The sequence below is a fragment of the Oleiharenicola sp. Vm1 genome (assembly GCF_047777955.1).
Classification (GTDB): Bacteria; Verrucomicrobiota; Verrucomicrobiia; order Opitutales; family Opitutaceae; genus Didemnitutus.
Genome location: NZ_CP180537.1, coordinates 524,814 through 547,514, shown reverse-complemented (window position 1 = coordinate 547,514; position 22,701 = coordinate 524,814). Strand labels below are relative to the sequence as shown.

Annotated in this window: 11 protein-coding genes; 1 reads left to right on the top strand and 10 read right to left on the bottom strand. The window is 68.2% G+C overall.

Going from position 1 to position 22,701, the window contains the following annotated elements:
- Positions 1–130: 130 nt before the first annotated feature.
- The 10 genes from ACMYLB_RS03320 to ACMYLB_RS03275 all read right to left on the bottom strand — a co-directional run bounded on the left by ACMYLB_RS03320 (position 131) and on the right by ACMYLB_RS03275 (position 21,294).
- On the bottom strand, positions 131–1,561 hold the full coding sequence (locus ACMYLB_RS03320; RefSeq protein ID WP_415909559.1) for an arabinose isomerase: 1,431 nt from the start codon (positions 1,559–1,561) through the stop codon (positions 131–133).
- Complete coding sequence (locus ACMYLB_RS03315; protein ID WP_415909558.1) at positions 1,558–4,590, bottom strand: glycosyl hydrolase; 3,033 nt, start codon at positions 4,588–4,590, stop codon at positions 1,558–1,560. Before ACMYLB_RS03315 ends, ACMYLB_RS03320 begins: the two co-directional genes overlap by 4 nt.
- A 28-nt stretch (positions 4,591–4,618) precedes the next feature.
- Positions 4,619–5,797: an L-rhamnose/proton symporter RhaT gene (gene rhaT / locus ACMYLB_RS03310; protein WP_415909557.1), complete on the bottom strand. Its 1,179-nt coding sequence runs from the start codon at positions 5,795–5,797 to the stop codon at positions 4,619–4,621.
- Between the two features lie 80 nt (positions 5,798–5,877).
- Entirely contained in the window at positions 5,878–9,051 is a 3,174-nt protein-coding gene (locus tag ACMYLB_RS03305) for a family 78 glycoside hydrolase catalytic domain (protein ID WP_415909556.1), read from the bottom strand.
- Positions 9,048–10,121, bottom strand: a complete 1,074-nt coding sequence (locus tag ACMYLB_RS03300) for a teichoic acid biosynthesis protein C (protein WP_415909555.1) — start codon at positions 10,119–10,121, stop codon at positions 9,048–9,050. The genes ACMYLB_RS03305 and ACMYLB_RS03300 overlap by 4 nt, the downstream gene beginning before the upstream one ends.
- A gap of 43 nt (positions 10,122–10,164) precedes the next feature.
- The gene (locus ACMYLB_RS03295; RefSeq protein ID WP_415909554.1) at positions 10,165–13,416 is read right to left on the bottom strand and encodes a TonB-dependent receptor plug domain-containing protein; all 3,252 of its coding nucleotides are present in this window, start codon (positions 13,414–13,416) and stop codon (positions 10,165–10,167) included.
- A 139-nt stretch (positions 13,417–13,555) separates the two neighbouring features.
- Positions 13,556–15,832 carry a beta-glucosidase family protein gene (locus tag ACMYLB_RS03290; protein ID WP_415909553.1) on the bottom strand — a complete coding sequence of 759 codons (2,277 nt, stop codon included), beginning with the start codon at positions 15,830–15,832 and terminating at the stop codon, positions 13,556–13,558.
- Positions 15,833–15,962: 130 nt separating this feature from the next.
- Positions 15,963–17,141 carry a hypothetical protein gene (locus tag ACMYLB_RS03285; RefSeq protein WP_415909552.1) on the bottom strand — a complete coding sequence of 393 codons (1,179 nt, stop codon included), beginning with the start codon at positions 17,139–17,141 and terminating at the stop codon, positions 15,963–15,965.
- 75 nt (positions 17,142–17,216) lie between these two features.
- Positions 17,217–18,146: a hypothetical protein gene (locus ACMYLB_RS03280; RefSeq protein ID WP_415909551.1), complete on the bottom strand. Its 930-nt coding sequence runs from the start codon at positions 18,144–18,146 to the stop codon at positions 17,217–17,219.
- 91 nt (positions 18,147–18,237) lie between these two features.
- Positions 18,238–21,294 carry a TonB-dependent receptor domain-containing protein gene (locus tag ACMYLB_RS03275; RefSeq protein ID WP_415909550.1) on the bottom strand — a complete coding sequence of 1,019 codons (3,057 nt, stop codon included), beginning with the start codon at positions 21,292–21,294 and terminating at the stop codon, positions 18,238–18,240.
- A 403-nt stretch (positions 21,295–21,697) separates the two neighbouring features.
- Here ACMYLB_RS03275 and ACMYLB_RS03270 point away from each other — a divergent pair, with 403 nt between their 5' ends.
- Positions 21,698–22,672 carry a sugar-binding transcriptional regulator gene (locus ACMYLB_RS03270; protein WP_415909549.1) on the top strand — a complete coding sequence of 325 codons (975 nt, stop codon included), beginning with the start codon at positions 21,698–21,700 and terminating at the stop codon, positions 22,670–22,672.
- The last annotated feature ends 29 nt before the right edge of the window (positions 22,673–22,701 follow it).

Below are 22,701 nucleotides of genomic sequence, written 5' to 3'. Positions count from 1 at the left end.
GGGTTCTTTCGGAACGCGTCTTGGCGAACGGCGCGACCCAGCGCGCGCTGGCGGCATCGCCGATTCTCCCACGTCGGTGCTTTGCGGGCCGTCCGCTCGGTGCGCGTAGGGCGCGCAATCCTGACCCGCGTCAGGTCACCCGGATCGTTTCCAGTCCGAGAAGGGCGCCGAGTTTCCGGATCTGGTCCGTGAGCTGGCCGACGCCCACGGCGCAGTGGTGCGCGGGACCGTGGCTGTTCCAGCGGTGCACGAACTCGCGCGCGCCGCTGGCAAAACGGTAGCGGCTGTTCGTGTTGCCGATCTCCAGGATCGGACCGGGCACGGACTCGCCCTCGGCGCAAAGCAGGGCGAGCCGGCCGCCGGTCTGCTCGATCACCGACAGCAGCGTGACCGGGCCGTGCTTGACCGCCATCTCGACCGAGACGCCGCGCCCGACTTTGCCGTGATAAACCTTCAGCGGTCGCACCTTCGTGCGCCCCTCGGCGATGGCGATGTGCCCCGGACCGTCGTGGCCCATGAGCACGACGTCGTCCTTGAAATCCATCGCGTAGTATTCGGTGAACGATCCGCCGGCGCCGAAGAGATCCATGATCTTCATCGCCTGCACGTTCTTCACCTCGTATTCGCCCGCCACCGGCACGCCGCGCGCCGTGAGCAGCGAGCAGCCCAGGATGATGGAAGCGATCGTCGCCTCGTTCTCGGCCACGCCGGTGCCCCGATAGTAATACGCCAGCGAGCCGAGGCGGTGCTGGGCGACGAGACGATCGAGGGCCACGGAGGTGCGCGCCGCCTCGAGCAAGTCGTCGGCTCCGCAATCGCCCTGCACGTCGAATTTCTCCCGAAACTCGCGCACGCGCGCTTCCGCGTCGGCCGGCGTGATCTCCCGTCGCAACGCGGAAAGCTCGTCGACCTCGAGGTGCTCGACGTGCGTGCCGAACGTGGCGCACTGGAGCGTCACATCCGACTGAATGTCGAGCATGCCGCTGTAGTAATGTCCCATCAGGCCGAGCCGGTTGCCCTGCATCGCGGCGGCGACCCGCGCCGCCTCGACCCAGGCGTCGATCTCGCGCCAGCACGCCGGGTCGTCCTCGAGCACGCCGGTCACCTGGTGAAAGCGGACGCCGGCACGCTGAAACACGTTCGCGATCTCCGGCACCGGGCACGCCGCGCAATACGCGAGCCACTCCCCGGTCATGCGCGTGCGATCGCCCAGCGCGTTGAACGCCGCGTAGTCGATCGCCGCCGAGGGCGCGAGGTTGAGCACGATGACCGGCACCTTGGCCCGCTGCACGACGGGCAGCACCGTCGACGAGAGCGCGTAGGTGGTGACGTGCAGGAAGATCACGTCGACATCCGCGCGCCGGAACTCGCGGCCCGCGGCGTGCGCCCGGTCGGGATTGTCGACCAGGCCGGCGTTGACGATCTCGACACCGGGCCGGGCGAGCCGCGCCGCGACCTGGCTGACGTAGCCCTCGAGGCGTTCCTTCAAGCCGGGAAACTGATTCCAGTAGGCATCGAGCCCGATGCCGAAGAGGCCGAGACGGAGCGGAGATGGATTCATAGCGAGGAATGCAGGAGGCGGACCGGGCCGAGCAGGCCGGAGGGCAACAGGCGCGCGTCGGGCGCGAGCTGGATGTTCGTGCGCGTCAGGCGCTCGGTCGGCGGCAAGCCCCGATCGCCCAGCAGGCGGTTCGGCCAAAGATTCGTCACGTCGATTTCGAGTTCGTTGCCGGTCGGTCGCAGCACATCGGTCACCTCGACGCGCCACGGCGCCGTCCACACGACGCCCAGGTTGCGACCGTTCAAGCGAACGCTCGCGATGTTCTTCACCACACCGAGGTCGAGGAACAGCCGGCCATTCGCCCCGGCCGGGACGTCGAAGCGTTTCAGGTAGGTTGCCGTGCCCGAGTAGTGGCGGATGCCGAACTCCGGTCGTTTCGTCCAGTCGTCGAGCTGCGCGAACGTCGTTTCCGCCGGCCCGCCCCAGCGCGGATCGAACTTCACCGTCCACGCGCCCGTCAGCTCGGCTGCGGGCGTGAAGGCGGGAAAATTCGCGCGCAGGCCCCCGCGAGTCTCCGGGACCGTGACGCGAGGGACCGGCGATTTCGGAAACACGACGAAGAACGACTGATGGGCTGCGAACTCCAGCGGCAGGATCGTCTGCGTGTCGGTTACGCGAAAGCTCCGCACCGCCCTCGCCTCGCCCGTCACCGGATCCCAGATCTCGGGCGCGCCGCCGCGAACGCGAAAGGCGCAGTCGAGCGCGACGGCGCGCGGCTGGAGGTTCGCGACGAAATAGATGTCCGCCTCGTCCGTGCGGCGGTGGATGAAGTCGAGCGTCCCGCCTTCGGCCGGCGCGGGCTCGAAATCCGGGCCGACGCCGTCGGCGCGCAGGATGTCGCGCAGGGTCTCGCCCCAGAACACGCGGCCGCGGCCGAAGGCGTGCGCCTTCACGGCGCGCCCGTCGCAGCCGCCCCACACTTCCGCGGCGAGGCGGCGCACCTCGGCGTCACAGGCGGGGAAGTTGCGCAGTCCGGGATCGCGCTCCGGCCGCGGTCCGACGACGGTGGCGCCGGCGGCGACCAGCGCGCGGATCTTCGCGGCGATCTCGACGGGCATGCGCGCGTCGTCCGGCAGGACCAGCAGGCGGTAGCTCATGCCGTCAGGCAGCACGATTCGGCCATCGCGCACCGTCACGCGCTCGAGCAGCACCTCGGCGTTGCAGACGTCGTAGTCGAAGCCGCGGCCGAGCGCGGGATCGACGTGCTTCGGCCCGACCAGGTTCGGTGCGCCGTCGCCGTTGTAGTAGAGCACGTCGGCGACGAACCGTCCCTGCCGCAGCAGGTGCTGGCAGCGCGCGAGGTAGGTGAGAAACGGCCCGACCTGCGGCCACCAGGTGACGTTCGGGTTGAAATGCGTGCCGGCGTAATACTCGTAGCCGGGCTTGCCGTCCTCCTCGCGCGCGAGGGTCGAGCAATGGATCATGAAGCGATTGATGCCCTCGCAAAACGCGCGATCGGCCGGCGACTTCAACGTCGCGGGCGAGTCGAGCCAGTGCCGGTTGCTCGTGAACGACTCGGCGGACGCCAGCGGGCGGCCGTAGATGTGCGCCGCGGAGGCGACCATCTTCGTCACCTTGTTCTGGCCGTCTTCGAGACGCGAGACGCCGTAGCCGAGTTTCGGGTCCAGCCCGCCCTCCTCGTCATGGCGGAGGCCCAGCCAGAATTCGCCCTGCGGCAGATCGCTGCGGCCGAGATTCTTCAGGCCGTCCATGCACATCGTGCCGGAGCGGCTCGGGCCGGCGGCCTCGTTCTGCACGAGCAGGCCGCGCTCGTGGGTCAGCTCGGCGAAGCGCCGGTAGTGACCATCCGCCATGCAATCGGCCACCGTCTTCCGGTAGTCGTGCAGGAACCGGTCGGATCTTTCCGCGCTGCCGACGATGTAGCCGGACAACACCGGCAGATACGGCGTCGGATCGTAGCCGCGGTAATGGCGGAAGCGCTCGAGGATCTGCTCGGTCCAGTTCGGGAAGCCGTCCTCGAAGCTGTCGTCGCAGAAATACTTCAACTTCACACCGGCGGCCGCCGCGTCGGCGAGGAGCAGCTCGCCGAGGTGCTTGAACTGCAATTCGACGCCGGCAGGCGAGAGCCAGCCGATGGACAGGCCGTCGGTCTCCGGCGGGGGGATCATCACGCGCGAGCCGGTCATGCGATGCCCTGTGCGCACGATCGTCCATCGCCCCGGCGGCACGTCCCACTCGAGGCGGCCGTCGGGCGTCAGCTTCGCGGTGAGATCGACGATCTTTTCCGGCGCGATCGGCTGGTCGGACGGTGCATCCTGCCAGGCCTCGAGCGTCGGGCCCATCACGTCGCGCGCGCGGGTGAAGTTCGAGGCGTCGCGCCGGTTGGTCTTCGCCGGCAGGAGCTTCGCGCGCGCGCCGGAGAATTTCGTCGCCGATTCGTTGTCGGGCGTCGGAAACGCCACGACGGCGGTGTCGCGGTAATCGAGTTTCTCCAGCGGCAGGTCGATGTAGTCCTTGAAGCCGGGCGGATTGAACACGTGGTCGTAGCCGTCGCGATGGCCGGGCAGCGGCAGCGGCTCGGAGAACTGGCGCGGCCCCTCGACCACGAGGCGCGACTGCAGGAACCAGCGGCCGGCGTGCTCGGGCGGAATCCACGGCCCGCCCATGCACCAGCCGCCGCAGAGGTTCACCCCGACCTCGATGCCGAGCCGGTTCGCCTCGCGCAGCGCGTGGCGGTAGAGCTCGCGCCACTCGGGCGAGAGGAACTTCACCCCGCCGCCGAAATCCGGACTCGCGCGCAGGTTCGCCGAGTTCACCAGCAGCACCTCGCCGATGCCCTTGGCGGCAAATTCCTCCAGGTCACGCGTGATCGCGGGCTTGTTCACCAGGCCGTCGAGCCACCACCAATAGCAACCGGGGCGCGCCGTCGCCGGCGGGGCGACGAACTCGCGCCGCAGCGATGCCAGCGACGCAGGTTCCTGCGCCGCGGCCCCGGCCGCGATCACGAGCGAACACGCGAGCATCAGGAACCGGCGGCGGGCGGGTGAGGGCAGATCGGATATGGACATGGCGCGCGAGCGGTGGGTTGGGAGTTCTTCAGGGGTGCGCGTTGGCCGAGCCGAGATAGGTGCCATAGCCGATCACGAGCGTCGAGAGCACGAGCACACCCAGGCCGGCCGTGATGAGCCGGTGCGTGCGCCGGCTGCTGCCGCGCCATTCCCGGAAATACACGCCCCAGAGCGTGCTGAAGATGATGATGCTGGCCATGTGCAGCGTCCAGGAGGTGAACCCGAAGCGCCCCATCTGCGTTTCGCCCATCGTGTAGAAGAAAAACTGGAAATACCACGTCGCACCCGCGAGCGCGGAGAACAGGTAATTCGCCAGCACCGGCACCTTCCGGTCGGACGCGCCGGCCTGCTCGCGCGGGGCGCGGCCGCCGCCGTGCTCGCCGCCGGAAACCGCCAGGCCGGCGTGCTCCGGGCGGACATGCGTCGCGAAATACTGGTAGGCCGTGCGATTGCGCCAGTGCAGCGCCGCGCAGGCGATGAAGTTGGTCGTGAAACCGCCGAGGAGCACGACGACGAGTTTGGGCAGTCCGGTCCAGATCGGATCCGTGCCGGCGGCGCGCGAGGCGTCGCCGATCGGGTTGCCGGCCGTGAGGGCGAACGCGAAGCACGCGCTCATCACGCCGGAGAACGTCGCCACCAGGATGCCTTTCGTGAACGCGAACTCCGCGATCGCCTTCTTCTTCTCCGCCTCGGGCAGCTCGCGCTCCTTGTTCAGGCCGGCCAGCGCCGCGACGCCGATGCCGAGGAGACAGATGGCGACGCCGGCGAGCGTGCAGCGGCCGGGCGTCGTCGCCGCGATCTCGCCGATCGCCTGCGCGACGGGGATGACCGGCGCGAAGCTCTTGAAGATCGGCGGCAGCAGCGTGCCGAACGCGGCGCAATACCCGAGCGCCACGCCCATGCCGAGCGACATGCCGAGGTAGCGCATCGTGAGCCCGAAGGTCAGGCCGCCGAGTCCCCACAGCGCGCCGAAGAAATACGTCCAGCCCAGCGTGCCGGCGCTCTGCTGCCGCAGGACGCCGACGAGGTCGTTTGTCAGCGCGAGCCCGAGCACCCACGGGCAGACGATCCACGAGAACACGCCGCCGACGAGCCAGTAGGTCTCCCACGACCACTTCTTCACGCCCTTGTAGGGCACGTAGAAGGAGCCGGAGGCGAGGCCGCCGAGCCAGTGGAAGAGAACACCGAGAAAGGGATTGGGAGACATCGAAGAGAAAGGCGCAGCGCGTCGGCTTCAACGCGTCCGGCACGGAGAAAAACGAGAGCGGTGCAAACGTCCGAAACCCATCACGGCACGGAGCCGGTGAAGTGATGCGTGCCCGAGCCGACGGTGCGCGGCGCGGCCTCGCCGGGCACGTGCACGGTGGCCGTCGCGTTGACCGGGACCGTGACGTCGAGCGTCACGGCGCGGCCATCGCGCTTCCACGCGACCGCGATCGGGCCGCGCGGCGACTGGTAGCTGGCCTTCACCCAGGTGAGATCGCCGACGATCGCGGGACGGATCACGATCTTCTGGAAACCCGGGCCCGCCGGATCCGGCTGGATGCCGGCGAGGTCGTGGTAAAACCACTCCGTGATCTGCCCGAGCATGAAATGATTCTGCGACGAGCCGCGGCCGGCGTTCCAGGCCTCGGTGAGGCTCGTGGCGCCATGCGCGAGCTGGTAGCCGTAGCCGGGTTTCTCGGACTGGTTGTTCAGGGCGTAGATCACGTCCGAGCGCCCGCCCTCGGCGAGCGCGCGCAGCAGGTAACGGTAGCCGACATCGCCCGCGGTCAGCCCGCGCGCCTGGATGTCGCGGACGAGCGCGTCGACGACGCGCGGGCGCGCGGCGGGCTCGACCAGGTCGAAGACCAGGGGCATGGCGTTGCCGCACTGCGAGTCCGTCGCGTAGCTGCCGCGGTCGGCGTGGAAGAACGCGCGGTTGAACGCGCCTTTCACCTCGGCCGCCTCGGCGGTGAACTTCTGCGCGTCGGCCGGTTTGCCGAGCAGTATCGCGATCGCGGCAAGGGTCTTCAGGTCCTCGAAGTAGGTCGCCGTGGCCGTGAGCGGGATCGGCGTGAGTTGCGAGCGGCCCGGGCCCTTCGGGCCGATATCATACCAGTCGCCGAGGCCGTGGGAGAGGAGGCGGTCGGCCGACTTGCTCCGCAGGTAGTCCACGTAGCGGCACATGGCCGCGTAGTGCCGGCGCAGCGGCCGCTCATCGCCGGTGAACTGGTAGTGCTGCCAGGCCGCAAGGATGAGCGCGCTGCCCCACTCCGGCGAATCGCGGAAGCCCTGCGAGAAGATGACGTATTCCGGGGCGATGTCCGGCACGAGGCCGTCGGCCGTCTGCGCCGCCTCCATGTCGTCGAAGGTCTTCGCGTAGAGCCGGGTGAGATCGAACTCGTAGCGCAGCGCCGGGCCGTTGAGGTGGTATTGCTCCAGCCAGCCGAGGCGCTCGCGGTGCGGGCAGTCGGTGATGACGCTCATCAGGTTGCTGCGCTGGGCCCAGCGCACGAGCGTGCGGACGCGGTTGAAGAGCTCGTTCGAGCACGCGAAATCGCCCGCCGGCGGCGACGACGTGTGCACGACCACGCCGACGAGGGAATCGACGACCGGGAGCGTCGCGGCGCCGTCGGCGGCAGCCACCTCGACCTGCAGGTAACGCGAACCGTGATAGAAAAACTTCGGGAACCACTCCTCGCCCTCGGGCCGGCCGGCCAGCGTGTATTGCCACCAGGCCTCGCCGGTGCCGCGGCTGCACGAGCCGCGATCGACGGCGCCGTCCTTGCCGAGCAACTCCGCCGGGATGATGCGCACCACCGACCCCGCCGGGCCGCGCACGCGGAGGCGAGGCATCAGCGAGACGTTCTGCCCGAGGTCGTAGACCGTCACGCCCGGACGTAGCGCCCGCACCGACGCCGGCGCCAACACGTCGAAGGTGCGGACCGGCGGCGGCGCGTGCGAGGCGCCGCGAAGTTCGCCGCCGGGGCCGGGCGTGACGGCGGCGCGCGCCCAATCCTGCGCCGCATAACCGGGCCGATCCCAGCCGGTCGGTTCGAGGCGGGCGTCGTAATCCTCGCCGCCATACATGTTCGAGAAAGTGATCGGGCCGGGGCGCACCTGCCACTGCTCGTCGGTGCCGACGAATTCCACCGAGCCGTCGGCGTATTCGAGACGGAGCTGCGCGATCACCATGAGCGGGCGGAAGCGGCTCTCCAACTTCACGTAGCGGCCGGCGCGGACGTTGAACATGCCGCCGCCGAGCGTGACGCCGATGGCGTTGCCGCCCGCACGCACGAGCGCGGTCACGTCGTGCGTGTCGTAGAGCACGACCTTCTCGTAGGTCGTCCAGCCCGGCGAAAACAGATCCTGCCCGACGCGGTGGCCGTTGATCGACAGCTCGTAGTGGCCGAGGCCGCTGACGTGCACGAGCGCGCGGCGCAGCGCCGGCTTCACGGCGAACTCGCGGCGGGCGAGCAGCGTGGCGTTGTCGCGCGGATTCGCGCCGCGCACCTCGAGGCCGTCGACGACCGAGGCGAGGCTCCAGCGGCCCTCCTCGAGGCTGTCGCTCGCCGACACGCGGGAACCCGGGGCGACGTTTTTGCCGTCGGCGATGATCTCGATCTGGCTGAGGGCGAAATAGCTCACGTCACCGTCGCGGCGCAGTTGCTGCGTGGTCATGCGCACGTAGCGGGCCGTCACCGGACCGCCGGGCACGTTGAACGTCGGCACGGTGGTCTTTTCCTTCGTCGTGGCCCAGCTGAACGGCTTCCGCGTGTGATCGGCGATGACGGTCGCCCGAGCAAAGTCGGCGGACTCGGACGCCTCGATCACGAAGCGCAGCGGCATCCCCTGCCCTTCCTCGATCGTCTGGCGCACGGGATAGACGCGGACGGTCGAGATCGGTTTGGCGGCGCCGAGGTCGACGACGATCCACTTCTTCGCGTGCTCGTCCGGCGTCGCCTGCGAGTGGAAGCCCACCTTCGGACGCACCCAGCGCAGCAATTCCGCGTCGCTGATCCAGCGCGCGCGCCAATCGTCCGGAGTGAGCACGCCCATCGTCCAGGTCGCCGGCGCGCTCCACGCGGACGGGACGCCGTCGCCGTTCCATGCGCGCACCTTCCAGAACACCTGCTCCGACGAGCGCAGGGGCCGGCCCGCGAAGGGCACGTTCAGTTGCGCGTCGCCCGTCTGGCGGCCGCTGTCCCAGACGTCGCCGCGATCCTGGGCGAGCAACTCCGAAGCGGACGCGACCAGCACCTGCCAGGCGGTCTGGCGCTCGTCGGTGCCCGTGCCGCGCAGCTTCCACGCCAGCCGCGGCGGCGAGGAATCGATGCCGAGCGGATTTTCCGCGACGTCGCAGCGCAGATCATAGACCTCGAGCGGGGCGCCGCAGAGCCGCGCGGCCGATGCAGCCAGGAGCACCAACAGGCCGAGCGAGCACCTGAGCCAGGGAAACGGACGGGCGGACGTGATCATGGGGAAGCGGCGGGAAGAAATCGGGAAAATTCGACGAGGCTGAACTGGCGCCGCGAATCCTGCGCAGACACCGAGGCGCCGAAGCCGACGCACAGGTGCGGCGTGCCGTCGCGGACCTGCACCGCGAGGCCTTCCGGCTCGCGATAGACCAGATCCGCCAGCGCCGACACCGGCTGACGATCGACGACCGCGCCGGTGTTCCAATCGAGGCACCACACGATCGCGTTGCCCGGCGGCGGATTGGACGGACCGTAGGCCTGCCCGGCGAGCACGTAGAGGTAGCTGCCGAAGGTGCACCAGCCCTGCGCCGTGCCGAAGGGGAACGCGAGCGAGATGTCGCGCAGCGGCGACGCGCGGCCGGCCTTCACGGCGGCAAGGTCGTAGAGCGCGACGCGCATCCCGCCGTCGCGCACGTGGCGCAGCGCGAGGCGGCCGTGCGTGAGGTCGAGGCTCGGCGTGCACGTGCGCGCGCCGGCGATGAGATCGAATTTTTCCAACTGCGGCGAAGTCGTGCCGAGCGTCGTGCCCGATTGGAAACGAAAGCGGCCGATGCGCGTGCCGCGACCGAAGCCGGCGTCGTTGGGCTGGGAGTCGACCTCGGTCCAGAGGAACACGTCGGCGCCGGCCGGCTCGACGCCCAGGGCGACGCCGTGGCCGAAACCGCGCAGCGTCATGTGCCCGGCGATCGTGCGGCCGTTGCGCGTGAGCTTCGTCAGCGTCAGGTCGCCGCGCTGACCGTGCTCCGCGAACGTGCCGGCGGCGTTCGTGCCTTCGACCTGGAGGACGTAGAGAAAGCCGTTCGCGTCGTCGCACGCGAACGACTGCGGCACGTGGCGGCGATCCTGGAGCCATTGCCCGCGAAAGACCGCGCGCGGCTGCGCGCGCAGGTCGAAGCGTCCCGTGACGGGCAGCGGTGCGCGGGCGGCCGGGGCGGTCGCCGACGCCTCCGGCGGCTGCGCGAACAGCGCGCCGACGAGCAGCGCCAAGCCGACGACGGTCGCGGTGGCTGCGCCGATCAGCCGCACGAGCGGGGCGCGGGGAGCAGTCGGCGTTACCAGGCGGAGCGACATGCCGAAGGCGGGACGGGGCGAGCGCGGGCGGCCGGCGGGCGGCTCAGAAGGAGAACGTCGAGCTGATTTCCCACGTGCGCTGCTCGCCGATGCGCCAGGCGGCGATGTCGTAGGTGTGAAGATCGCCGATGGTGACCGGGTTCGCCTTCACGGGAATCAGGAGGTTGTCGTTGAGCAGATTCCGGACGTTGAGCTGGATTTTCCAGCCGACCTTGTTGTTCCAGAGCTTCCGCTGGTAGGTGATCCAGCCGTCGAAGTAGGTCTGGTCGGGGCCCATGAAGGGGTTCTTCACGTCCGTGACGAGGCCGAGGACCGGATCGTTGATGACCGGATAGCCGATCGAGACCTTGTCCTGCCAGCGGACCGCGCCGCCGATGCCCCAGCCCTTCAGGCGGGAGTCGCGGCTGAACGTGTAGTTGGTGACGAAGTTGGCGCGCCACTCGCGGAGCTCGGGCGTGCGCTCGCCGATCGAGAGCTTGGCCGTCGTGAGCGGGTTGACCATGTAGGTGGTCGCGTAGGAATCGACGCGCTGGACGCCGCCGGCGAGCGTGAGCGGCCAGAGCTGCGGATTCTTCCACTGTTCGAGGCGCTCGGCGACGAGCGCGCTGAGGATCGGGCTGGTGTCGCCGCGGACGGCCTCCTGCTTCGCGACGTTGAGCGACATGCGCCAGTTGCGCGTCGGGTTGAACACGGCTTCGAACTCGTAGCCCTTGGAGATGGAGCTGGTGGTCTCGACCGTGGCGGCCGGGCTGGCGTATTCGGCGTTGCGGGTGCCGTCGGTGCGCACGGCGCCGACCGTGAAGTCGTAGTTTGCGAGGTAGCGCTTGAAGGTTTCGGAGGCCTGCGGGCTGTCGAAGCCGACGTAGCCGATGGAGTCGAGGAACGCCTTGGAGAGCGACGCGGTGATGCGCGACTCGAGGTCGACGATGCGCACGAGCGTGCCGGAGACGCGCGTGTCGGTCATGTTGTCCTGCGTGGTCTCGTAGCGCGTGGCGCGGAGCGTGAGGCGGTCGTCGAACAGGCGGATGCCGACGCCGTATTCCTGCGTCTTGCCCTCCTGCGGGGCGAGGTAGTCGCCGAGGATGTTGTAGCGGGCGCCGGCGGAGACGTCGAAGTTCTCGGACTGGTTGTAGTAGAGCGAGACGCCGGGCTGGCCGGGAAGTTTCTGCAGCCAGCGCGACGGCACGTGAAACGCGAGGCCGTAGCTGAACGTGCTGCGCGTGGTGGTGAGCGGGGCGGCGAACTCCGGCCGGTCGAGCGTGCGTGCGCCGGTGACCGGGTCGGTGGTGGAGTTCGTGCCGCTGGCGCTTTCGACCTCGTCGCGGCGCCAGCCGAGGATGGAGACGAGGTGATTATCCCACCAGTCGCCCTGCCAGATGAGCGCGTTGGATTTCGCGCGGTTGGAAAGCGCGGTGTTGCTGGTGACGAGCCAGGGCAGGTCGTCGAGGTAGGTGTAGGTCGGGACGCTCTGGCGGACCCACTTGTAGCCGGTGCCGACGTTCTCGACCATGACGTCGACGCTGTCGGGGACGAGGAGTTCGGTCTTCACGCCCTGCAGGTTGGCGCCGGCGGGGTTCGCCAGGTTGGCCAGCGAGGGCCCGAGGTAGACGACGCTCGTGATCTTGCGGCTCGTCGCAATGGTGTTGCCGTTCAGGCCGTCGCGGAAGGCGGGGCCGACGACCTGTGGGTAGCCGGCGAGCGTGTATTGCTCGCGCTTGAAGTCCGAATACATGCCCGTGACCGTCTGCCGGCCGAGCAGGCGCCAGAGCAGACCCTTGCCGTGCTTCGTGAAGTCGTGGCGCAGGAACGCGGTGGCGCGGCCGGTCTCGTATTCGTTGTCGTAAAGGTAGAAATAGCCGTTCGAGGCGATGAAGGGGCGGCCGAAGTTCGGGTTCGGGCGGCCGTCGGTCGTGACGGTGTTGACGTCGATGAAGATGTTGTTGCCGCGATAGCTGTTGCTGATGCCGCGGAGCACGGAGGAGTCGGCCTGCTGGTGGTCGTAGACGAGTTCGATGCCGGCGTCGCCGTCGAGGAAGAGCTGTTCGAGCGCGACGTTCTGGGTGTCGAAGTCCATCCACGTGCCGCTGTTCGGGCCGTCGAGGAGCTGCTTGCGGTAGTCGAAGATCGAGCGGTCGATGAGCTGCTTGCCGACCATGAAGCCCGCGAGCGGGTTGGCGGTGACGTTGGCCGCGATCTCCTGGCTGCTGCGCGGGGCGAGGAAGCGGTAGGTGATGCCGGGGGCGTTCGCGTAAGGCACGAGCGCGTCGCTCGGGTTGCCCTGGTCGGCGCCGTAGTAGACGAGGCCGACGTTCTGCGACCAGTTGCCGGCCATGCCGTCGAGATTGTTGGCGCGCTGGTAATTCTTCGTCGCGGTGGAGGTGAAGTTGTTGTCGCGCGTCGGCTTTCCGAAGTCCCACCACGTCGTGAGGCTGTCGACCGGCGGGTCGACGCGCGGCAGGCGCTGGTCGAGGTGGCCGTGCTCGGCGTTGACGCGCAGCGTGGTATGGCGGAACGGCTGGTAGGTGACGGCGCCGAAGTAGCGCTCCTGGTCGCGGAAGGTGAAGTCCTGCTCGTAGCGGCGGTTGTCGTCCAACTGCGCCACGCGCAGCGAGAGCTTGCCCGGAAGGAGGACGCGCTCGAAGTCGAGCGACTGACGATAGGTGCCGTAGCTGCCGGCCGAGACCTTGACCTGGCTCCGGTCCTTGAAGGTGGGGGTGATGAGGCTGTTCTCGATGATGCCGGCCGGACTGCCGAAGCCGAAGAGGATCGAGTTGGCACCGCGGTTCAGCGTCACGCTCTGCGTGTTGTAGGAATCCAGCGGGATGCCCGGCGTGAGGAAGTAGTTGCGGGTCTCATCCGCCGCGGCGAGGCCGCGCACGCGCGTGGTGGGGCTGGTCGACTCGCGGACCGGATCGAAGGTCTGGGCGGCGGTCTCCTGCGTGGAGCCCGAGTAGTTGCCGCCGACGCCGACGACCTCCGTGCCGGTGGTGTAGACGAGCAGATCGGCCGAGCCCTTCGCGCCGAGATCGTCCATCAGGTCCTTCGTCACCACGCTGACGGACGCCGCGATGTCCTTCAGCGGCGTGCGCAGGCGCGTGCCGGCGAGCGAATCCGTGGCCACGTAGCCCGTGTCCTGCTCGGCCTTCACCACGAAGGGGCTGAGCTGGACCGGTTCCTCGGACTTGGATTTCTCCTCCAGCGCTGGAACGGTCGTCTGGGCGAAGGCCAGGGTGGCGGCCAGGGCGGACGCGGCGAAGATGCCGCCGCGGAAAGCGGGCTTGCGGGGTGAGTTCATACAGCAGGCGGGGTCGGGATCAGAAACGCAGTATGCATATTTATTCTGGTTTTATATGCACCTGCGTAATGTAGCCGAGCCCCGCGCTGGCGAGAATCGACATTATGACCTTTCGCGTATGAAAAATGCCCCTCGTCGGCTACCGCCCCAGCACGACGGCCGCGGGGACGCGGTAATCGACGGTCTGGCGGCGATCGCGCGAGGAACTGCCGACGTGGAGGCGGAAGTCCCCGGCCTCGATCCGCCAGCCCGGCAGCGCCGGATCGTAGGTCGCGAAGGAACGGGCGTTCAGCGTCAGCCGCACCGGCTTGGACTCGCCGGCCGCAAGCGCGACCTTGGCGAACGCCTTCAGCTCCTGCGGCGGGCGAGTCGCGTCGGCCCCCACCCGCTCGAGGTAAAGCTGCACGACCTCCGCCCCGGCGCGATCGCCGGCGTTGCGCACGTCGCACTCGACCGTGACCGCCAGGTCGGCGCCGCGGCCGGTGGAGGTCACGCGGAGCGGGGAATAGGCAAATTTCGTATAGCTCAGGCCGAATCCGAACGGAAACAACGGCTCGATCCCCTTCGCGTCGAACCAGCGATAGCCGACCAGCAGATCCTCGTCGTAGTGGACCTGGCCCTTCTCGCCCGGGTAATGCCGGGCCGCGCCGCTGGCGTGCGCCGGCGAATCGGCGAGTCGCCGCGGAAAGCTCACCGGCAGCCGGCCGGAGGGGTTCACGTCCCCGAACAGGACGTCGGCCAGCGCGCGCCCGGCCTCCATGCCGCCATACCACGCCTGCACGACCGACGGCACCTGCGCGAGCCACGGATCCATCGCGACCGGCGAGCCGGCGACGAGCACGACGACCGTGTGCGGATTCGCGGCCGCGACGCGGGCGATCAATTCGTCCTGACCGTAAGGCAGCCCCAAGGCCGTGCGATCGCCGCCTTCCGCATCCTGGTTGTGATCGTGGTTCAACCCGCCGACGACGATCGCGACATCCGCGGCCTTCGCGGCGGCCACGGCACGCTCGATGAGTTCGGCGGCGGCGGCCTTTTGCGCGTCCGCGGCGTTCTCCGTCCGCGCGATGCCGGCGGCGTCGACGGCGCCGGTGCGACGCTGCGCCGGGGGCCGATAGCCGGCAGCGTGGATGATGGTCGCGCGTCCCGCCACGCGCTCGAGGATGCCAGCGAGCGGGGTGATTTCGTAGAGCGGCTTGATCTCGGAGCTGCCGCCGCCGTGGCATTGCAGGCGCGTCGCATTGTCGCCGATGACGGCGATCGCCTTCACGCGCTCCGGGTCCAGGGGAAGCAGGTCCGCCGCGTTCTTGAGCAGGATGATCGCTTCGGCCGCGACCCGCCGGGCCACCGCCTGGTGCTCGGGCGTGTTCATCGCGCCCGGCGGCCGGTCGTCCAGCGCGCGCGTGGCGAACAGCACCCGCAGGTTGCGCCGGACCTTGTCGTCGAGCACCGCGAGCGGAAACTCGCCGCGCTGCACGCTGTCGCGCAACGGCCGGGCAAAGTAGAATTCGTCGAAGGGCTTGTGCGTGCCCATTTCCAGGTCGAGTCCGCCGAAGAAGGCGGCGCGCGTGTCGTGCGTGCCGTTCCAATCGGACATCACGAGCCCGCGGAAGCCCCATTCGCCCTTCAGGATCTGGTTCAAGAGGCGGTCGTTCTCGCAGCAATACGCGCCGAGATACCGGTTGTAGGCGCCCATCACGGACAGCACGCCGGCCTCGCGCACGGCGGCCTCGAACGCGGGCAGATAGAGTTCGCGCAGTGCGCGCTCCGAGACCGCGACGTCGACCGAGCTGCGGGACGTCTCCTGGTTGTTGAGCGCAAAGTGCTTCACGCACGCCGCGACGTCGCCGGCCTGCAGGCCCCGGATCGTCGCGACGGCCAAGCGCGAGGAGAGCCACGGATCCTCGCCGAAATACTCGAAGTTCCGCCCGCCGAGCGGCGTGCGCACGATGTTCACGCCCGGGGCGAGCATGATGTGCTTGCCGCGCTGGCGCGCCTCGGCCGCGATCACGCCACCGTAGGCGCGGGCGAGGTCGACGTTCCACGTCGCGGCGAGCGCGGCGCCGACCGGCAGGGCGGTCGCGAAATCGTCGGTGCGGCCCGCGGGCTTCCACGAGTCGGCGCTGATCTCCTCCCGCACGCCGTGCGGGCCGTCCGACAGGCGCAGCGGCGGGATGCCGAGCCGCGGCACGCCAGCGTTGGTGAACTTCGTGTTCGCATGCACCAGCGCGATCTTCTCGTCGAGGGTCAGGCGACCCAGCAGGTCCTCGACCCGCTCGTCGATCGGCCGGCTCGAGTCGAGGTAGCGAGGCGGCGTCTCTTCGGCCGCGGCGGCGAGCCCGACGGCGCAAAGCGCGATCGCGAGCACATGAACAGTTCGCAGAACGAGGGCGGACGGACGGACGAAGCGGATCATGGGAGCAACGAGAGAAGAACCAATGCACATTCGCACCGCGCGAGGCGAGATCCTCGCGATGGCAGGTCGAGAATTCTGAACGCGCGCCCGCCCCGCGCCGGAGCACGCCGGCCGCCCCGCTCCAACGCGGTCAGGGCGCGGTCAGCGGCAGGAGATCGGCGGCCGTGGCGGGAGCGAACGGCGCCGCCGGCGCGCCGGTCCAGCGGTGGAGCGTGATGTCGCCGGTCTGCCGGCCTTTGACGCCGGAGTTGACCGCGAGATAGAACAGGCCGTGACCGAGCGGCTGGATGCCGACGTCGGCTTTCTGATTCCACCCGCGGATGCCGGTGGTGGCGTCGTTCAGACCGTCGGCCGCCAGCGCGAGCAGCATCCCCTGCTCCGTGCCATGGCCTCCGGCGGCGGGAACGCCGACCAGATCGCTCCGCTTCGGCGCGGTGCGCGCGTCCACGGCGAACAGGAGGTAGTTGGGGAAGGCCGGCTTCTTGCCCTGATACACGCCCATGAACCAGCGCTGCTGCACGTCGTCGTAGGCGAGGTTCTGCACGCCGTAGGTCGTGTTGCCGGTGCGGACGAAGTATTTGCCGTGCACCTCCGCCGGGCCGCTGTGGTGCGGCGCGGATTCGGTCAGCGGCCGCGCGTAGCGTTCCCAGTCGGTGACGTCGTATTGCAGCAGCACTTGATGATCGTTGTCCGAGCGCTGTGTGTTCGCATAGATGCCGTAGGCGACGGTGAGGTAGCGCGGGCCATCGGTGCGGCCGAACTCCGGGCCGAAGCTGACGCCGTCGATACCGGAGCAGCCGTAGCGGTGGTCGGGCGTCTGCGCGACGTCGCCGTCGAACTTGCCGTCGCCGTTCATGTCCGCGGCGTAGTCCTTGACCACCTCGGGCAGGTAGACGGTGCGGAAGAGGTCCGATTTCGCCGCGTCGACGCCGATGCGGTCGAGGCGGCGCACGTCGATGACGGCGACATAAAAGGCCCGGTCCTTCTTGTATTCGAGCGAGCCGTAAACGCGACCGTCGCGCGGGTTGAAGTCGAGGTCGCCGAGGTGGCCGGCCCAGCCGACGAGCGTGCCGACGAGCTTTCCGCTGAAGTCGTATTTCGCGAGCAGCGTGGTGAACGAGTAGTAGATGTAGCCGCCCTGGAGGTCGACGGCGATGCCCTGGACGTGGCTGGTCGGCCAGGTGCCGCCGTTCTGGGTGAGCGGCGGCAGCGGGCGCGCGGGCGCGGGTGCATCGGCCGCCGCGCACGCGGAGACACACGCAAAAAGCGGCAGCGCCAGGCGGGCGAGGAGGCGGTGGCGAAGATTCATGGGCAATGGAGCTGAGGCTGGGGGGACGGGAGCGGGAGTGTCAGCGGCGAAAACGCGGCCGGGGCGCGCCGCGGCCTAGTCGACGTAGCCGTTGAAGTAGCAGACGGCATCGTGGGCGGTGTCGTTTTTGTCGGTCCGGCGATTGCAGTTGAAGTAGAGCTTCCCGTCCTCGACCGAGCAGGATTCGATCTCAAACAGGTTGGAGTAGGTGCTCGAGGTGATGCGGAACGACAGGTTCGGATTCGACGTGATCGTGCCGGACGCGGTGGTCACGTTTTCATACACCAGCACGATGCTGACGTTCTGGTAGGTCAGCGGGACGAACAGGCGGTCGTTGGCAAAGGAGTAGCCGATGCCCTGCCCGAGGTAGCTGGTGATGTCGGGGACCGTGCTGCCGTTCACGAGCGCATCGACGATGTTGATGGTGAAGCCGTGGGTCAGGGTGATCGTCCCGCTGTTCGCGCTCTTCGGCACGGTGCCCCAGTAGTAGTTCAGGCCGCTTTTGAAGAGGAAGTAGTCGTTGTTCGTGTCGGACATGATCTTCTTGATGCCGGACATCGAGACGGCGTTGCCGTCATAGCTCAGCGTGTAGTTGCCGACCTTGTAGTAGGTGCTGCCGCTATACAGCAGCTTCACCAGGCTGAGGCTGCCCGAGGTCATCGTGGTGACGAACATGCAGGTGTCGCCGTTGATGCTCGAGAGGGTGAGGTCGTTCGCGTGATCGAGGTAGGTGGCGTAGGTGGTGCCGTTGTCGCCGTTGGTCATCAGCGTCGTCGAGCCGTCGCTTTTCGCGGTGCGCAGGATGATGGCGCGGGCGTTGTCGCTGCTGACTTTGACGCTGTAAGCGTAGGTGCTGCCCGTGTCGAATCCCTGCGTCTGGGCGCAGCTGTTCGCGTTGGGAAGGGTGGCGACGGTCGTGTAGGTGTTGTAGTAGGCGGCGCGGGCCGCGAGCGGCAGCGCCAGCAGGAAAGACAGGGCGGCCAGGGAAGAAAGCGGACGTTTCATGGGGATCGGGGTTGGGGAGGAGACGGAGGGTGGGCGCGCAGGCGCACAAAAAAGGGGCGTGGGACCTTTCGGCGTCGACGCCCCGCAGGCGTCAGAAGGTGCCCTTGATGCCGGCACTCCACAGCGACCCGTAGGTGTCGTAGAGGTAGATGCGGCCGGGCACGTTGGAGTATTGGACGGAGGGCGCGTTGAAGATGTTGCGGCCCGCGATCATGAGCTCGAGGTGCGAGCTGAGCCGGTAGCTCGCGCTGACGCTCCACAGTTCACGCGAGTCCAACCAGCGGATGCCGGTGTTGTTGGTCGTGAGCTTGTCGTTGACCGCGCCGAGGCGCGACGCGGACTGCCAGTTGCCGTTGATCTGGGCGTTGAAGCGACGATAGCGGTAGCGGAGCCCCCAGTTGGCGACCTTGTTGGGCGTGCCGATGCGCACGCCGTCGGCGATGACGCGCGTGACCGAGCCGTAAAGGCTGAGGCCCTTGAGCACACCGGGCAGGAACGTGAGCTGCTGGCTGTATTCGAACGTAAGGCCCTCGGTCTCCGAGGTGCCGGGCGCGTTCTGCGCGCTGACGAAAGTGTAGCCCGGGTAGTCGCTGGCGCTGTAGCCGACGTCCTCGGGATTCACCGTGAAGCCGGTCTGCTGCAGGTTCTTTACCTGGAGCTTGTAGTAGGAGAGGCCGACGACGCCGGACGGCTCGAGGAAGTATTGGAGGCCGGCGTAATACTTGCGCGATTGCTCGGGCTTCAGTTCGGGATTCGGCACCGTGACGATCTGCGTCGAGTCGTTCACCGTCGTGACACCGCCGAGATTGGCGTAGTCGGGACGGAGAATCGAGTCGCTGAAGGCGAGCTGGCCGACGAGCTTCTTGCTGAAGTCGTATTTGAAGCCGCCGCTGAGGAACCAGTTGTCGTATTCGCCGCGGCGCGTGGTCTGCTCGCCGTTGTGGTATTTGTAGAGGATGCCGGCGACGGTGTTCGTCGCGTAGCCGGCGGCGACGACCTCCTTGTCGGGACGGACGTCGGCGACCAGCGCGGCGGTCTTCGTCTTTTCGTAGCGGAGACCGAGGTCGAAGCGGGCGCGACCGAGCCGGGTCTGGCCTTCGAGGTAACCCGAGCTGATGTCCTCGGAGATCTTTTTGTTGTTCTGCAGCTGGCGGGTCAGGTTGCCGTTCGTGTCGGGCAGGAAATACTCGGGATGCTGCTGGAAGATGTCGTAGGTGGCGTAATTGCTGTCGGCGCGCCAGTTCTGCGCCGTGATGTTGCCGCCCTTGCCGTCGAGGCCGAGGTCGAACTTGTAGTTCTGCGTCGCGGGAATCACGGCCTCGAGATCGGTCTGCTTGCCGGTGGGCCCAACGTAGGTGTAGGCCTTGTAGGAGCCCTCGTTCGTCTTCCAGTCGTTGGTGCGCGCGCCGACGCCGCCGAGGAGGGTGACCGGAAGGGTGCGGACCGTGAGCGTCTTCTTCAGGTCGAGATTCGCGGTGTATTGCTCGTTGAGGCTGTCGGAGCCGGCGGCGCGGATGTTGACGCCGCGCGCGTCGTCGCGATTCCAGTTGTTCGCGTCGCCCCACGGGCGACCGGCGGTTTGCGCCAGCGTCCAGGTCGGCGAATCCTCCGAGGGCCGGTCGGCGGTGAAGCCGAGGCGCGTGAGCCAGTTGTCGGTGCGCTGGAAGAAGCCCTTGGCGGTGTCGCGGAAGTTGTATTCCGCACTCGAGTAGCTGCCGCGCAGCGTGGCCTGCCAGGTGTCGCCCTTGTATTCGAGCTTCGGCGCGAACAGCCAGACGGGGGTGCCGGCGTAGCGGTGCGAATACTCGGTGCTGAGCCGCGGGCTGCTGCTGCCGGTGGAGGTCGCGCCGGTGGTGGCGTTGGTGGGATTCACGACCACGTGGGTGAGGGTGCTGCCGGCCGGCTGATTCGCGACGGGCGCGTAGAGGTAGGTGTATTGGTTCACATACTCGACGTCGTAGAACGAGTAGGTGCCGCGGAGCGAGGCGACCAGGTTGGGCGTGAGCTTGTAGTCGACGCTCAGGTTCGCCGCCTCGCGGTGCGTCATCTTCGGGCCGGGGCGCCACATGATGTCGTTGATCTTGGGATTGTCGACCGTCGCGCCCGAGGCGGTGTAGTTGTAGCGGACCTGGTTGCGGTCCTGCTGGACGAAGTTGGCGTTGTAGCTCGTGTTGAACTCCACGCCGAGGCGGCCATCGAGGAAGATGTCCGCGTAGCCGAACTGGCCGGAGGGGAAGATCCGCGAGTGCTTCTTGTCGTCGGGGAAATACTCGCGCTTCAGGTCGGCGTCGGAGGTGCCCACGCCGTAGAGCTGGAAGACGACGGAGCGGCCGTTGCGCTGGAAGGCGTATTTGCTGCGCAGGTTGATGGAGCCGCCGGGCGAGTCGGCGTCCATGCCCGCGGTGAGCGTGTTGTTGAACTCGATCGACTCGATGCCGGTGATCGACATCTGCTCGAAGGAATTCTGGCGGCCGACGGTGTTGTTGGACGTGGCGGTGGCCATGCGGGCGCCGTCGGTGGTGAAGTTGGAGTATTTCGGATCCAGGCCGCCGATGCGCACCGCGCTGGTGTCGACCTCCACGTAGTCGAGGGAGAGGCCGGGCATCGACTTCATGAATTCGCCGACGTCGCCCATCGTGAGCTCGCCGTAGTTGTCGGCGGCGACGACGTTCTTCGCGTTGGTGGCCGCGCGGCGCTCCATGATCGCCTTCGCCTGGCCGCTGCGGGTGCCCGCGACCTCGAATTTCTCGAGCTGCACCACCTTCTCGCCCGCCGCGATGCCGGCGTAGGAGAGCTCGCTCAGCGTGAAGTCATAGGCCGCGGTCTGCCCCGCCACGACCGTGAGCACGGCCCGGGCCTCCTGCAGGCCGCTGTAGTTGGCGACGAGCGTGACCTCCCCGGCCGGCACGGCCGGCACGGTGAAATTGCCGCCGTCCTCCGAGTAGACGGCGATCGGCGTGCCCGCGACCCGGATCTCGGCGTTGCGGATGTATTCACGGGTCGCCGCATTGAACACCCGGCCGCGCACGGCCCCGACGGCCGCGGTCTGGGCCGGGAGCGCCGGCGCCACGAGCAGCAGCGGCAGAACGAACAGCAGGAAACGCAGGGTCGGAAAACCCGGGAGACGAGGACGAAGGGCGGGAATCATGGGGGTGGTGAGTTGGCGGGAAATTGAATGATTATTCAGACGATGCATTCACAGCGCACACGAGCGGGCCCCGGGCAGACAAACCTGAAAGCGCGCGGAGAGGTTAAGATTCGGTGACGACGGGTGCGGCATGCAAGCCGCGGAGGATGAGACGCCGGCCGGCTCGCGGAAAAAACCGCGGTCCGGCCCATGCGGGCGAGGTGGGGGTCGAGGGTCATGGGGTAGCGGGCGTGCAGAATATTTATTCCGCATTCCGATTCACTACCTTGGACGGCTTGCTCCCCGGCTGTCAAGCCCGCGCCGGCACGGGGAGCGCCGATCTTACATGGCATCGACAAGCCCCGCCGGTCTGCTCAAGGTGGGTTTTCGCCCCTCGCATTTTCTCCGCCTTCATTCTCCTACCATGCCGAATCTTTATTCCGACGACCGGCTCCGCCTCGCCGCCCGCCTCTACTACATCGACGGCCTCGGCCAGAACGAGGTCGCCAAGTTCGTCAAGGTCTCGCAGGCGAAGGTCTCCCGGCTGCTCGCCCTCGCCCGCGAGCGCGGGATCGTGCGCATCACCGTGGCCGACTACGAGCCCCGCCACACCGAGCTCGAGGCCCAGATCCGCTCCCGTTTCGGTCTGGGAACCGTGGTGGTGATCAAGACCGTGGAGGGTTTCACCAACACCGAGCTCCGCAAGGCCGTGGGACACTTCGCCGCCGACGCGCTCAACGCGCTGATCAAGCCGGGCGACGTCGTGGCCATCGCCGGCGGCCGCACCATCCATGAGCTCGTGCACCACCTTCCCGAGGTGCGCAACAAGGCCCTGACCGTCGTGCAGGCGATGGGCAGCGTCGACTCCAACGTCAGCGCGTTCGACGCGCAGGAAGTCGGCCGCGTCGTCGCCCAGCGGCTCGGCGGCAGCTTTCTCGCCCTCAACGCCCCAGCCTACATCCCCGAGAAGCGCACGCGCGACACGCTGCTCAAGCTCCCGCAGGTGCGCGCCGTCCACGACCACCTCGGCCGCGCCCAAGTGGCCATCGTCGGCGTGGGCACGCTGGAAAATTCCGTCTTCGTCGAACGGGGAACCTTGAGCCCGGAGAACATTCAGGAGCTCCGCGACGCCGGCGCGGTCGGCGAGGTCTGCGGACGCTTCTTCGACAAGAACGGCGAGGAATGCGAGACCGACTGGCGCGACCAGGTGATGAGCGCCGAGGCGGCCCAGCTGCGCAAGATCCCGCAGACGATCGGCGTGGTTTCCGGCAACGACCGCACGGCCGCCATCTCCGCCGCGATCCGCGGCCGGCTCATCAACGGGCTCATCATCGACGAGACCGGGGCTATGACGCTCTTGGCCACTCCCCTGCCGCCCGCCCGGCGCAAGGCGAAGTAGCCCGCCCAAGTCGCTCTGCATATTTATTC

What these genes read in the sequence shown, in the direction of transcription:
- ACMYLB_RS03320 (WP_415909559.1), bottom strand. Translation starts at nt 1,561, where the DNA reads ATGAATCCATCTCCGCTCCGTCTCGGCCTCTTCGGCATCGGGCTCGAT.
- ACMYLB_RS03315 (WP_415909558.1), bottom strand. Translation starts at nt 4,590, where the DNA reads ATGTCCATATCCGATCTGCCCTCACCCGCCCGCCGCCGGTTCCTGATG.
- rhaT (WP_415909557.1), bottom strand. Translation starts at nt 5,797, where the DNA reads ATGTCTCCCAATCCCTTTCTCGGTGTTCTCTTCCACTGGCTCGGCGGC.
- ACMYLB_RS03305 (WP_415909556.1), bottom strand. Translation starts at nt 9,051, where the DNA reads ATGATCACGTCCGCCCGTCCGTTTCCCTGGCTCAGGTGCTCGCTCGGC.
- ACMYLB_RS03300 (WP_415909555.1), bottom strand. Translation starts at nt 10,121, where the DNA reads ATGTCGCTCCGCCTGGTAACGCCGACTGCTCCCCGCGCCCCGCTCGTG.
- ACMYLB_RS03295 (WP_415909554.1), bottom strand. Translation starts at nt 13,416, where the DNA reads ATGAACTCACCCCGCAAGCCCGCTTTCCGCGGCGGCATCTTCGCCGCG.
- ACMYLB_RS03290 (WP_415909553.1), bottom strand. Translation starts at nt 15,832, where the DNA reads ATGATCCGCTTCGTCCGTCCGTCCGCCCTCGTTCTGCGAACTGTTCAT.
- ACMYLB_RS03285 (WP_415909552.1), bottom strand. Translation starts at nt 17,141, where the DNA reads ATGAATCTTCGCCACCGCCTCCTCGCCCGCCTGGCGCTGCCGCTTTTT.
- ACMYLB_RS03280 (WP_415909551.1), bottom strand. Translation starts at nt 18,146, where the DNA reads ATGAAACGTCCGCTTTCTTCCCTGGCCGCCCTGTCTTTCCTGCTGGCG.
- ACMYLB_RS03275 (WP_415909550.1), bottom strand. Translation starts at nt 21,294, where the DNA reads ATGATTCCCGCCCTTCGTCCTCGTCTCCCGGGTTTTCCGACCCTGCGT.
- ACMYLB_RS03270 (WP_415909549.1), top strand. Translation starts at nt 21,698, where the DNA reads ATGCCGAATCTTTATTCCGACGACCGGCTCCGCCTCGCCGCCCGCCTC.